General features: G+C 61.3%; 9 protein-coding genes. 3 read left to right on the forward strand and 6 right to left on the reverse strand.

Going from position 1 to position 13,106, the window contains the following annotated elements:
- Window positions 1-197 precede the first annotated feature (197 nt).
- Complete coding sequence (gene katG, locus O4H62_RS23115) at window positions 198-2,369, forward strand: catalase/peroxidase HPI (RefSeq protein ID WP_269391234.1); 2,172 nt, start codon at window positions 198-200, stop codon at window positions 2,367-2,369.
- Window positions 2,370-2,458: 89 nt separating this feature from the next.
- Here katG and O4H62_RS23120 read toward each other — a convergent pair whose 3' ends face one another.
- The 6 genes from O4H62_RS23120 to O4H62_RS23145 all read right to left on the reverse strand — a co-directional run bounded on the left by O4H62_RS23120 (window position 2,459) and on the right by O4H62_RS23145 (window position 10,209).
- On the reverse strand, window positions 2,459-3,676 hold the full coding sequence (locus O4H62_RS23120) for a glycosyl transferase (RefSeq protein ID WP_269391235.1): 1,218 nt from the start codon (window positions 3,674-3,676) through the stop codon (window positions 2,459-2,461).
- A gap of 1 nt (window position 3,677) precedes the next feature.
- On the reverse strand, window positions 3,678-4,487 hold the full coding sequence (locus tag O4H62_RS23125) for an HAD-IIB family hydrolase (RefSeq protein WP_269391236.1): 810 nt from the start codon (window positions 4,485-4,487) through the stop codon (window positions 3,678-3,680).
- 11 nt (window positions 4,488-4,498) lie between these two features.
- Window positions 4,499-6,283 carry a sugar phosphorylase gene (locus tag O4H62_RS23130; protein ID WP_269391237.1) on the reverse strand — a complete coding sequence of 595 codons (1,785 nt, stop codon included), beginning with the start codon at window positions 6,281-6,283 and terminating at the stop codon, window positions 4,499-4,501.
- Window positions 6,284-6,409: 126 nt separating this feature from the next.
- Window positions 6,410-7,402, reverse strand: a complete 993-nt coding sequence (locus tag O4H62_RS23135) for an aldo/keto reductase (RefSeq protein ID WP_269391238.1) — start codon at window positions 7,400-7,402, stop codon at window positions 6,410-6,412.
- 113 nt (window positions 7,403-7,515) lie between these two features.
- Window positions 7,516-9,009 carry an aldehyde dehydrogenase family protein gene (locus O4H62_RS23140; protein WP_269391239.1) on the reverse strand — a complete coding sequence of 498 codons (1,494 nt, stop codon included), beginning with the start codon at window positions 9,007-9,009 and terminating at the stop codon, window positions 7,516-7,518.
- Window positions 9,010-9,012: 3 nt separating this feature from the next.
- The gene (locus O4H62_RS23145) at window positions 9,013-10,209 is read right to left on the reverse strand and encodes a mandelate racemase/muconate lactonizing enzyme family protein (protein ID WP_269391240.1); all 1,197 of its coding nucleotides are present in this window, start codon (window positions 10,207-10,209) and stop codon (window positions 9,013-9,015) included.
- Window positions 10,210-10,233: 24 nt separating this feature from the next.
- Here O4H62_RS23145 and O4H62_RS23150 point away from each other — a divergent pair, with 24 nt between their 5' ends.
- A complete protein-coding gene (locus tag O4H62_RS23150; RefSeq protein ID WP_269391241.1) occupies window positions 10,234-11,706 on the forward strand; it encodes a PLP-dependent aminotransferase family protein in 1,473 nt (490 codons plus the stop codon).
- 241 nt (window positions 11,707-11,947) lie between these two features.
- Complete coding sequence (locus tag O4H62_RS23155) at window positions 11,948-13,024, forward strand: extracellular solute-binding protein (RefSeq protein ID WP_269391242.1); 1,077 nt, start codon at window positions 11,948-11,950, stop codon at window positions 13,022-13,024.
- Window positions 13,025-13,106 lie beyond the last annotated feature (82 nt).

Below are 13,106 nucleotides of genomic sequence, written 5' to 3' on the forward strand. Positions count from 1 at the left end.
TCAATGCGAGGAGACCGGGAGAGGGTAGGATTCGTGCTGCCTCTTGTCTCGGCAGCCTATGACGCCCAAGGCAATCGTTGTTTGGTCAGGCCAAAATCCGGACGATTCGGACCTTGGGCAAGAGTTGTCAAACCCAGAGATTTCAAGATCTTCATCATTGGATGAAGCAGTTAACGCAGGCAGGATCGGAGACGAAAATGAACGCCATAGACAAAGTGGGAAAATGCCCCGTCATGCACGGTGGCAACACCATCACGGGCAGCAGTGTCATGAGCTGGTGGCCGAAATCGCTCAATCTGGAAATTCTGCATCAGCATGACACCAAGACCAATCCGCTTGGCAAGGACTTCAACTATCGCGACGAGCTGAAGAAGCTCAATATCGAAGCCCTGAAGAAGGACATGCATGCGCTGCTGACCGACAGCAAGGACTGGTGGCCGGCAGACTATGGTCACTATGGCGGCCTGATGATCCGCCTGGCCTGGCACTCCGCGGGCTCCTATCGCCTGGCCGATGGCCGCGGCGGCGCCGGCGCCGGCAATATCCGTTTCGCGCCGCTCAACTCCTGGCCGGACAACGGCAACCTCGACAAGGCCCGCCGCCTGCTGTGGCCGCTCAAGAAAAAATACGGCAACGCCGTCTCCTGGGCCGACCTGATCATCCTCGCCGGCACGATCGCCTATGAAAACATGGGCCTGAAAACCTTCGGTTTCGGTTTCGGCCGCAATGACATCTGGCACCCGGAAATCGACACCTACTGGGGTGCGGAGAAAGAATGGCTGGCTCCGTCCGACAACCGCTACGAGGATGTCGGCAAGCCGGACACGATGGAAAACCCGCTTGCCGCCGTGCAGATGGGCCTCATCTACGTCAACCCGGAAGGCGTCAACGGCCAGCCCGACCCGCTGAAGACCGCGGCGCAGGTGCGCGAGACCTTCGCCCGCATGGCCATGGATGACGAGGAAACCGCCGCCCTGACCGCCGGCGGCCACACCGTCGGCAAGACCCACGGCAATGGCGATGCCGCGACGCTCGGCACCGAGCCCGAGGCTGCGGACGTCGAGAACATGGGCTTCGGCTGGATCAACCCGAACCTTGGCGGCAAGGCATCCAACGCCATCACGTCGGGCATCGAGGGTGCATGGACCACCAACCCGACCGTGTTCGACATGGGCTATTTCGAGCTGCTGTTCGGCTATGAGTGGGAACTCACCAGGAGCCCTGCCGGCGCCAACCAGTGGCAGCCCGTCGGCATCAAGGAAGAACACATGCCGGTGGACGCCACCGATCCGTCGATCCGCCGCATGCCGGTCATGACCGACGCCGACATGGCCATGAAGATGGACCCGGCCTACCGCGCCATCTGCGAAAAGTTCATGGCCGACCCGGACTACTTCCGCGACACCTTCGCCCGCGCCTGGTTCAAGCTGACCCACCGCGACATGGGCCCGAAGGTTCGTTACGTCGGCCCGGACGTTCCAAGTGAAGAGCTGATCTGGATGGATCCGGTTCCGGCCGGCCCGAACAACTACGATGTCGGGGCCATCAAGGCGAAGATCGCGGCATCCGGCCTGAGCGTTGCCGAACTGGTCTCGACCGCCTGGGACAGTGCCCGGACCTATCGCGGCTCGGATATGCGCGGCGGCGCCAATGGCGCACGCATCCGCCTCGCTCCGCAAAAGGACTGGGACGGCAACGAGCCGGCTCGCCTGGCCAAAGTCCTTGCCCTCCTCGAGCCGATTGCAGCCGAATATGGCGCCAGCGTCGCCGACGTGATCGTGCTCGCCGGCAATGTGGGTGTCGAGAAGGCGGCGAAGGCCGCCGGCTACGATGTCTCCGTTCCCTTCGCTCCGGGCCGTGGCGATGCGACCGACGAGATGACCGATGCGGCATCCTTCGACGTTCTCGAACCGCTCGCCGACGGCTATCGCAATTGGCAGAAGAAAGACTACGTCGTCAGCCCGGAAGAGATGATGCTCGACCGCACGCAGCTGATGGGTCTGACCGCGCCGGAAATGACGACCCTGGTCGGCGGCATGCGCGTGCTCGGCGCCAACTTCGCCGGTACCAAGCATGGCGTCTTCACCGACCGCGAAGGTGCGCTGACGACGGACTTCTTCGTCAACCTGACCGACATGGGCAACACTTGGAATCCGGTCGACGGCGGCATCTACGAGATCCGCGACCGCAAGACCGGTTCGGTCAAGTGGACGGCGACGCGCGTCGACCTCGTGTTCGGCTCGAATTCGATCCTGCGCGCCTATGCCGAGGTTTACGCCCAGGACGACGCCAGGCAGAAGTTCGTGAACGACTTCGTCGCCGCCTGGGTCAAGGTCATGAACGCGGACCGTTTCGACCTCGCAGCCTGATTACGGTATCAAGATCATCGGGCGCGGATGGAGTTTTCCGTCCGCGCCCGAATTGCATTTTTCAATGACTTTGCGGCGGTGTGGGTCGCTTAGATCTCTGTGCTGTCGGCCGCGACTGCCTCATGCATGGTGCGCAACAGGTCCGGGTCGGCTGACTGCACCCGGCTCCAGTTCGGAATGAACGGTGTTTCCATCGGGTTCTCCAGAAATATCTGCCCGGCGGCGACGATGTTGGCCGCGAACAGTTCCACGGCTTCTTCCTCCTGGTGCCGGTCGGTGTAAAGCCCGTTCATCAGCGCGTCGTTGTGATACATCTCGATCAGGTCGAGTGCGGTGCGGTAGTAGGTTGCCTTGATGGTGCGGAAGGTTTCCTGGTTGAAGACCACACCGTCGGTGGCGAGTTTCCGGAATAGCGCCTTGGAGATATCCACCGACATGCGTGACAGGCCCGTGCTTGCATCGGCCTTGGACAGGTCCTGATGCTTGTGATCGTAGGCATCGGAGATGTCGACCTGGCAGACCGAGCGGTTCGACAGGTTGCGCCAGACTTCAGACAGGACGCCGATTTCAAGGCCCCAGTCCGAGGGAATGCGCATGTCGGGGAGCATGCTCACCCGCATGGCGAATTCACCGGCAAGCGGATAGCGAAACCCCTTGAGATATTCGATGTAATCGAGGTGGCCGCAGACCTTCTGGATCGACAGCAGCAGCGGTGAGACCAGCAGCCTTGAAACCCGGCCGTTGAGCTTGCCGTCGGCGATCCGCGGGTAGTAGCCCTTGCAGAACTGATAGGGAAAGGCCGGATTGGCCACCGGGTAGACCAGCCGCGCCAGCATCTCGCGCGAGTAGGTGGTGATATCGCAGTCATGCAGGGCGACGACGTCCGTATTCTGCGAAGCCAGGGCATAGCCAATGCAGTACCAGACATTGCGGCCCTTGCCGGGTTCGTTGGGCGCCAGACCGGCGGCCTCCAGCTTGGTGTGGATGGCCTTCAGGCGCGGGCCGTCATTCCAGAGGATGTCGTGCTTCTGCGGCAGCCGCGAGAAGTACTGACGGGCAAAGCGGTACTGTTCCTCGTTGGCCTGATCCAGTCCGATGATGATGTGGTTGATATAGGTGGCGCCACTCAGTTCATCGAGGATTCCGGAAAGGGCGTCGCGGCCAAGTTCCGAGAACAGCGATGGCAGGATCAGCGTGATCTTTCGTGTGGCGGAAAACTGGCGCAGCTGGTTTTCCATCATCTCGAGCGGCATGCGGCTGAGGTTGTGGAGGGTCGCCACGCTGCCATTCTGGTGAAAATCGGCCATATCAGCTCCTGTTGTTCTCTGCGTGATCGAGCAGCGACATGATGACCTGGTTCCAGCCCTCTGGACCGGCGGCCTCCGCCCGGATGATCCTGCCCGTGGCCTCGCCCTCGCATGGCGGAATGCCGGAATGGGCGGGATTGGGAATGATGACACCCAGGTCCGCCCGCTCGATCATCGCCAGATCATTGGGCGCGTCGCCAAGTGCGACGACAAACGGTTTTCTGCCTGCCTGCGCATTACAGGCCGCGATCTCCATCATACGCTCGGCCTTGTTGCCGCCGAATGACAGGGTCAGGAACCGGCCCCCCTGCTGCGCGGTCAGCCCCATTGCGGTGGCTGCTTCGACAAAGCTCGCCTTGTCCTCTTCGTTGCCAAGCCACAGGCCAGGTTCGGAAAACCGGCGCTTGCGGGCTTTTTCGGCTTCGGCGAGCGAAAGCCCGGTGAACTCTGAAACCTGTTCTGTGCTCCAGTCGGCAAATCCCCGGTACTGAGCACGCAGGGAGGCTGGCAGCCGGGCCAGCGCCTGACGGATCAACAGGTATCTGCTTTCGGTGGAAGTGCTTTCCCCGCGCGCCTCAAGGATGCCGGATCCGTTCTCGACGATGGCTTCACAATGGTCGAAGCCCAGTTCCTTGCGCAGCGGAGCGATTTCGGCGGCGGTCTTGCTCGAGGCGAGAATGAGCGGAACCCGAAGCTGCCGCAATCTCGCCAGTGCCGGAGCCGCTGCCGCATGGGCGTAGTTGCCGTGGTCGAGAAGCGTGCCATCGAGATCGCTGAAGACAATCAGGTTTCGGACATCGATGGCGCTCACATGGTCACCATTCAGTTGGTGATCCAGCGGCATTGATAAGGTGCGAACTGAAGATCTCCCCCGAACGCCCTGATGTCCTCGCCGGAGATCAGGTCCGTCCAGGTGTCTCCATCGATTAGGTTGAGCGACATGAGGGGAATGGATGCGGGCTTGTTGGTGAGGTTGTGGATTGCAAAGATGCTTTGCGACCGATCGATGCTCTGCCGCCAGAAGCCGAAGAACGGCTCACCCAGCTGCAGCGTGAACTGGGTGGCATTGGGGTGGAACGCAGCCTGCTCCGAGCGGGTCTTGAGGATCGCGGTCAGGGCGTTGAACACCCGGGCATGACGGCTGGCGGGATCATCAAGCCGCGCCAACAGGTCGGGGTAGTGCCAGCGATGACGGTTGATCGCGCGGTTGTGACCGGATTTTTCGACGCCGTCCTGGTCGTTGCCGGTGGCGAGAAGCGAGTGAATGTAGAAACCGGGAATGCCCTCGAGGCCCATGGCGATGATCTGGCTGCAGAGGAAGCGCTCGACGTTCCACTCATCCTCGCCCTCGATCGTTCCCTTCAATGCATCGAACAGGGCGATGTTGATCTCGTAGGTGCGGGTGCCGCCATCGGGCATCTTGCGCATGGAGAGACGGCCACCGAATTTCTCCGCGGTGTCGATGACGCGCTGAATGTCCTCCTCGCTCAACAGGCCCTCCGCCGGGCGCATGCCGATGCCGTCATGCGAGGCGGTGAAATTGAAGTAGGTGCATCCGAGCTGCGCCGGTGGCATCGACATCTGCCAGGCGTTGAGATGCTTCGAGGTGCCGTGAAGCAGGGCATGCAGCAGCAGGGGCGGCAGCGAGAAATTGTAGACCATGTGGGCTTCGTTGCGATTGCCGAAATAGCTGAGGTTCTCGGCATTGGGCACATTGGTCTCGGTCAGCAGCACCAGGGGTTCGCTGGTGTAGTCGGCAAGCAGCCGGATCAGGCGGACGATCTCGTGGGTCTGGCGCAGATGGATCGAGGGCGATCCGATCTCCTTCCAGAGGAAGGCTATCGCATCCAGCCGCAGGGTCCTGACGCCCTTCGATATGTGAAAGCGGAGGATGCGGAGGAATTCCAGCAGCACCTCGGGATTGGAGAAATCGAAATCCACCTGGTCGTGGCTGAACGTGCACCAGACATGCCGGGTGCCGTTGGCGGTCTCGACTTCCCTGAGAAGCGAGTGCGCGCGCGGCCTGACAACCATGGACAGATCGTCGTCCGGCGAGGCTTCGAAGAAAAACCTGTCGTAGGGCGCGTGGCCGAGGAGATACTCGTTGAAGAAGGTGCTCTGGCTTGAACAGTGATTGATCACCAGATCCGACATCAGCCGGAATTTTTCGGCAATGCGGCCGATATCCTCCCAGGCGCCCAGGCCACTGTCGACGGCGTAGTAGTCGGTGATGGCGAAGCCGTCATCCGAGGTGTAGGGAAAATAGGGCAGGATATGCACGCCCGTGGCGATGCCATTGAGGCGGCTTTCGAGGAAATCGAACAGCAGGTCGAGCGGCTTGTGTTCGCCGTTCACGAAGCTGTTGCCATAGGTGATGACGTAGCTGTCGCGTTCGGACCACAGCGTGTTGGCCGGCGTACGCCCGCGGCGCTTGGGTTTCTCGTCTCCGGGCCAGAAAGCCGCGATCGTCTTCTCAAGCAGTGCGGAGTGATCGCTGTCCGGGTAGATCGACTGGAGCAGCATTTGCAGCCCGTCACGCAACCTGCGCGGAATTGGCTTCGGGAGCGTTGCCGGTGTTTCCGGCGCATCTGCATAAAAAACTTCCATGACCAAATTTTATGCATTTTTGGTTGGCTGGCAACCCGGTTTCTGTGGTTTCCCGAAATTGCGCCACAGTCACTCACCCTGCAGGGGATGCGGGGGAGGAAGCGTTACTCGCATCGCTCGCTCTGCTCAGCAGTAGCCTTCGACGCCGTTTGACTGTTCGCGTGAATAGCGGTCGCCATGGGCGAACCCGACCGGGAGGATCCGCTCGATTTCCGCGAGCTCCGTTTCGCCGAGTTCGAGTGCGGCGCCGTCGGCGCATTCCCGCAGATGGTCAGCCGATCGCGTGCCGGGGATGGGGATCACATGGTCACCGCGGCTCAGGAGCCAGGCGATGGCCAGGGCGACCGGCGTGGTGCCGAGGTCGCTTGCATAGGCCTTGAAGGGTGCAACGGCTTCGATGTTGCGGGTCAGGTTGGGCTCGGTGAATCGCGGATTGGGCTTGCGAAAATCGGCCGGACCGAAATTCGCCGGATCGGGAGCCCGGCTTGCGAAGATGCCGCGCCCGAGCGGACAGAAGGCCACCATCGCGACGCCAAGATCCTTGCAGGCCTGAACCATCCCCAATTCGGGTTGCCGGGTCCACAGCGAGTATTCGCTCTGGACCGCCGTTACCGGGGCGACAGCGTGCGCAAGTCTCAGCGAGCTCGGCGCGATCTCCGAAAAGCCGAAGCCGCCGATCTTGCCCTCCTCGACAAAGCGTAGAAGCGTACCAGTCACCTCCTCGATCGGCCGGTCCGCCTCGCGGCGGTGGACATAGAAGAGATCGACATGATCGACGCCTAGCCGCGTGAGGGATGCTTCAAGTTCGCTCCGGAGGTGTTCCGGCGAGTTGTCGAAGCGCCGCGCGCCAGTGGCGGGGTCCCGGCGGATACCGGCTTTGGTGGCAATCCTGAAGTGTCCCGGGTTTTTGCGGAGGTAATTGCCGATCACCGTTTCGGACACGCCCATGCCGTAGACATTGGCCGTGTCGATGAGGTTGATCCCGAGATCCCTTGCAGCCGCAAGGGTCTCGTGGCTCTCCTGCTCGGTGGTGGGGCCGTAGGGCCCCGCGAAATTCCAGCATCCAAGGCCTATTGCGGAAACGCTCGGGCCGGATGATCCAAGTTGACAGTGTTTCATCCGAACCTTCTACAGCCAAAACAGGGTGCCGGACAATTCAAACCCGATGCCTGCCTATGCCAAGACAGTTCCACCTCCCGGCGTCCGTGCTGTCTATCAGGCGAACTGCAGTATCAGCTGATACGGGCGGCGATACTCTTGACCTTGCAGTAGCTCTTCAGCCCTTCGAGACCCTTTTCGCGGCCGAAGCCGGATTGCTTGTTGCCACCGAAGGGGACTTCGATACCGCCGGCGAAATACTCGTTGATGTAGACCTGGCCGGCATCGATGTCGCGGGCGAGCTGATGGGCTTTTGAGAAATTGCCCGTGAACACACCGGCGACCAGTCCGAAGCGGGTGCAGTTGGCTAGATCCAGCGCGTGTTCGGCATCATCGGCTTTCTGCACGGTGAGGACCGGGCCGAAAATCTCCTCCTGCACGAGTTCGTCATCCATCGGACGGTCGGCGACGATGGTCGGTTCGATGAAATAGCCCTTGCCGGTTTCAGGATCGGTGGATGCCTTTCCACCGGAAATGAACTCGGCTCCGCGCTCGTGCGCCCTTTCGAGAAAACCGAGGATCTTCTCCCGCTGCAAGGCCGAATTGACCGGCCCCATGTCTGGAGAGCGAAGCCCGTGACCAAGCGATATCGCTTTGGCCTTCTGGCCCAGCGCCTCGACAAAGCGGTCGTGAATTCCGGCCTCGATCACCAGCCGGGAGCCGGCGGAACAGATCTGCCCGGCATGCTCGAAAATGGCGCCCGTGACATTTGCGATGGTGCTGTCGAAGTCGCAATCATTCAGAACGACAACCGGCGACTTGCCGCCGAGCTCCATGACCGAGCGGGTGACGTTTTCGGCGCAGGCGCGCATGACGCTGGCGCCGGTGGCAACCGATCCGGTAAAGGTGACGTGGTCGATGTCCTTGTGGCCCACCAGTGTCGCGCCGACTTCGAGACCGGTGCCGGTCACGACATTGCAGACGCCGGCAGGAAGTCCGGCCTCGAAAAGCAACTGGGCCAGCAGCAGCGCCGTGAACGGCGTCTGCTCGGCGGGTTTGGCCACCACGGTGCAGCCGGCGGCGAGCGCCGGGGCGATGCCCCGGGCCGCGGTCGAGATCGGGAAATTCCACGGAATGATGTGAGCGGTGACACCCACCGGCTCGAACTGGCTGTAGCCGACATAGTCCGACGGCAGCGGGAAGACGTGGCCCTCCAGCTTGTCGCAGGCGCCGGCATAATATTCGAATGTCCGGGCCGCACCGGAAACGTCGCCGCGGGCTTCAGCTATCGGCTTGCCGCTGTCGAGACACTCGACGATGGCGAGCCGTTCCGAGTTTCGGCGGATCAGCTCCGCGGTGCGGGCGAGGATGCGTCCGCGTTCCGCCGGCGGGGTTCTTCGCCATCCGGAGCTGAAGGCCTGGCGTGAACTTGCGACGGCGTCGGCGACATCTTCGGCATCTCCACGGGCGAATTCGGCAAAGGCCTCGCCCTGTCCCGGATCCTCGCTTTGCATGGAGCGTCCGGCGCGCGGGGCGCGAAAGCCACCGTCGATGAAATGGCCCCGCGGAAGATCAAGCCCGCTGGCATCTTCGATGTAGCGGAGCAGGCTGTCGGGTTGCGTGAGCACGGGTCAGGCTCCCAGCGAACTGATCTGGTGTTTCGATTGCTCGAGCCAGGCCGGGCTGATCTCGACGCCCCAGCCGGGAGCGTTGGTCACGGTCGCCCTGCCGTCGACAATGGCATAGGGGGATTCGACAAAGAGGCCGTCCTGCCAGGGATAGTAGTCCTCGCCCTCGATCGAGAATTCGAGGTACTTGCCGGCGTTGGGGATGGCGCGCAGCATGTGCATGGTGAACAGCGTCACCATAGACCAGTTGGCGCAATGGGGCGTGCAGGGCAGACCCGCCTTGTGGGCCATGTTTGCCACCCGCAAAGTGCGGGTCAGGCCGCCGAGATAGCAGATGTCGGGCTGGACGATGTCGACGGCCTTCATGTCGATCATCCAGCGCCAGTTCGGGAGTTCGCAGTCCTGCTCACCGCCGGTGACATCGATCGAGAGCGCCTCGGTGACCTTTTTGGTCTGCTCGTATTCCCAGTAGGGGCAGGGCTCCTCGAAATGGCTGATGCCGTTCTGCTCGAGCATCTTGCCGATCTCGATGGCTTGTTCGGGTGAGTAGCAGGAATTGGCGTCGACCAGCAAGGCGACACTGTCATCCATGGCCTTGCGCATGGTGGGCACGATTTCCTCGGTGCGTCCGGGCCATTCGTCCTTGCCGCGGCCGCATTCGGCGCCGATCCGGAACTTGAAGGCGTCAAAACCGAATTCGTCGCGCAGGCGGCTCAGCCGTGCGGCCTCGTCTTTCGGCGTGATGTCGCGTTTCATGGATGAGCCATAGGCGCGGATGGTTCCGGGGGTGCCGCCGATCAGCTCGCAGACAGGTTTGCCCTCGACCCGGCCGCGCAGATCCCATAGCGCGGTGTCGAGCCCGCCAATCGCCCGCTTCAGGTAGGAGCCGGGGAACTTGTGTTCTTTCTCGGGGATCAGATCGACCAGATACTCGATGTCGAGCGCCGACTGGCCAAGTGCGTAGGGCGCCACCTGCCGGTGAACGATCTGCGCCGTGATATCGGCATAGTAAGGGGCGACCTGGCCCCAGCCAATATCGCCTGTATCCGTCGTGACCTTGACGAAGCAGACGAATTCGTTGGTGAAGGTTTCGATGTGAGCGATTTTCATGTTCTTGCGATTCCATGCCGACGTTTTCGAAACCGTAGCGGGTCGATTGGACTTACGATAAGGTCCAATCTCGCAAAGCTTCCAGACCAATTTTTTTCTGTAACGAGGGGCGCCATGAAAACCAAGGCCGGAGCCATCCTCTCCTCAATCCGGATCGACAGAAGTCTCGACCGGAAAATAAGCGTGCAGCTCTACATGGGCCTGCGCGATATCATTCTGTCGGGCGGATTGAACGGCGGCGAGCGGTTGCCGGCTACGCGGACGCTTGCAAGCGAACTGGGGGTGTCGCGGACCACGGCGCTCGATGCCGTCAGCCGCCTCATCTCCGAAGGGCTGCTGGAATCGCATATCGGTGCCGGCACTTTTGTCAGTCACACCATGACCGGAAGGGCGCCGGTTGTACCGCAAACGGCAACGAGGGATGCCGGGCGGCAGCCGCGACTGTCCCCGTCGGTGATCCAGGCGCGGGCGCTGTTTGCCGAACGGCGGCGTTTGCCGCACAAGTCGCAGGCATTTGTCACCGCGCTGCCGGCGCTGCACCTCTTTCCGATGGCGCAATGGGCGCGGCTTTCGGCGCGTCACCTCAGATCCGACCGGGATGCGGTCATGGGGTATGGCAACCCCTATGGCTTGCCCCGGCTTCGCGCGGCCATCGCGACGCATCTCAATGCCAGCCGCGGCATCCAGTGCGACCCGGAGCAGGTCTTTGTCGTCGGCGGAGCGCAGCAGGCGTTCTCGCTCATTGGCAATCTTCTGCTGGACCGCGGCGAGAAGGTCTGGTTCGAGAATCCGGGCGCGATCGGTGCCCGCAACGCCTTCATCTCGCAGGGCGCCGAGCTTGTCCCGGTGGCGGTGGACGATGAAGGAATTGTCGTCGAGGATGGACTGGCGAAAGCCCCGGATTTTAGGCTGGCCTTTGTCACGCCCTCGCACCAGCAACCCTTGAGCAAGGTTCTGAGCCTGGCGCGGCGCCTGGCCCTTCTGGACGCCGCGGATCGTGCCGATGCGTATATCGTCGAGGATGATTACGATGGCGACTTCTATTTCGGCGACCAGCCGCTTCCGACGCTGAAAAGCATCGATACCAACGGCCGGGTAATTTATGTCGGGACATTCTCCAAAACGCTTTTCCCGTCGCTTCGCCTCGGATTTCTGGTGGCGCCCGCCGGCATGGTTGACGTGATCTCGACCCTATTCTCCGCCGCTCTCAGCGGAGTTCCGACCTGGCCGCAGGCGATCGTTGCCGACTTCATCGATGAAGGGCACTTCTCAACCCATATCAGAACGATGCGGCAGCACTACCGGAAGCGTCACGAGATCCTGCATCAGCATAGCCGGCAGCTTGAGCCGTATATGCACATTCAGCGCGCGTTGGCGGGTTTTCATACGGTCGGTTACTTCAGGGATACGGAACGAAGCGAGACTGAGTTCATCGAGGCGGCAAGTGCGGCGGGCCTGACATTGTCGGGGATCGGCCGTTACTGTCTTGCTCCGATCGAGCGAAAGGGCGTGGTGATCGGCTACGGCGCCGCGAGCGAGAGCGAGATCAGGCAGGGTGTTGATGTGCTGGCGCAGCTGTTAGCCTGAAGGCCGGGATTTCCTCGTTTGGGGAAAGTCCTGCGCTGGACGCCGTGCCGGATGAATGGCTGCATGGATTTTCGCGTCGGATAAATCCTGCCGGCGGAGCGGGCCGATTCAGAAAATTGGTATGGAAAAATATCTATAATGGATATGCGGTGCAGACCAATGAGGGGCTACGCTTCATCCCATCTGCGCGGGTTATAAGCAATAAAGCGCTGATGTTCAGAGGGTTCAAAGGGAGTTCAATATGATCATGAAACTAGCAATTGCCGGGCTTTTGGCCACAACAGTCATGGCAGCCGTACCGGCGCAGGCCGAGACCTTGCGCCTGTTGACATGGGGCTCCTACGCTCCTGAAGAGTTGGTGAAGAAGTTCGAAGCCAAGTATCCCGACATCACTGTCGAGGTGACTTTCTCCAACAACGAGGAAATGGTCGCCAAGCTGCGCGCCACAGGCGGCGCCGGCTTCGATCTCGCCCAGCCAAGCCACGACCGCATTTTTGCCGTGCAGCAGGAATATAACATCTACAAGCCGATGGATCTTTCCAAGATCGATACGTCGGTCATGGAGCCCAAGCTGCTCGATGGTGTGAAAGCCAACACGACAATCGACGGCGAAGTGTATGCCGTGCCGCACCAGTGGGGCACTTCCGGCCTGATGGCCAACAAGACCATGGCGCCGGACGTGAAGGCCTGGGGCGACCTTTGCGACCCGCAATATGCGGGCAAGACCTCGATGCGCCTGCGGCGCACGATCCTTCTTGGGATGGCGTTTGATATGGGCGAGGACCCGTTTGCGGCCTATGCCGACCTCGACAAATACCAGGAGATCCTGGACAAGGTCGCCGACAAGCTGATCGCCTGCAAGGACAATCTCAAGGCTTACTGGAAGGGCGGCGACGACCTCTCGGCCATGATGATGTCGGGCGAAATCGTGGCTTCGGAAACCTGGGACTCGACCGCCTACAAGCTCTATGCCGAGAACAAGGACATTGTCTTCGTGCCGCCGAAGACCGGTGCGCTGGCCTGGATCGACACCTTCGCACTGCCGCGCAAGGGCGAGGCCGACGATGCCGCCTACAAGTGGATCAATTTCGTTCTCGAACCTGAAAATGTGAAGATCATGTCGGCGAGCACAGGATCGCGGGCTTCCGTCAAAGGCGCAAAGGACCTGTTGCCTGATGACAAGAAGGCTGCTGTCAATGCCGCCTTCACCGACGAAGACATCGCCAATCTGAAGTTCTTCGCCAACATCCCTGCGGGCGTCGAGGACATGGAAGGCAAGACGCTGGAGAAGATCAAGGCTGCCACTGGCTCGGAATGAGCCTGGGCTGACGCCTTTGCCAGATGAAACAAAGTGCGGCTGCGCAGCATGTCTTGTGTAGCCGCACTTGAAATTCCAAAGA

It is taken from the genome of Parahoeflea alexandrii, from assembly GCF_027214025.1.
Classification (GTDB): Bacteria; Pseudomonadota; Alphaproteobacteria; order Rhizobiales; family Rhizobiaceae; genus Hoeflea; species Hoeflea alexandrii_A.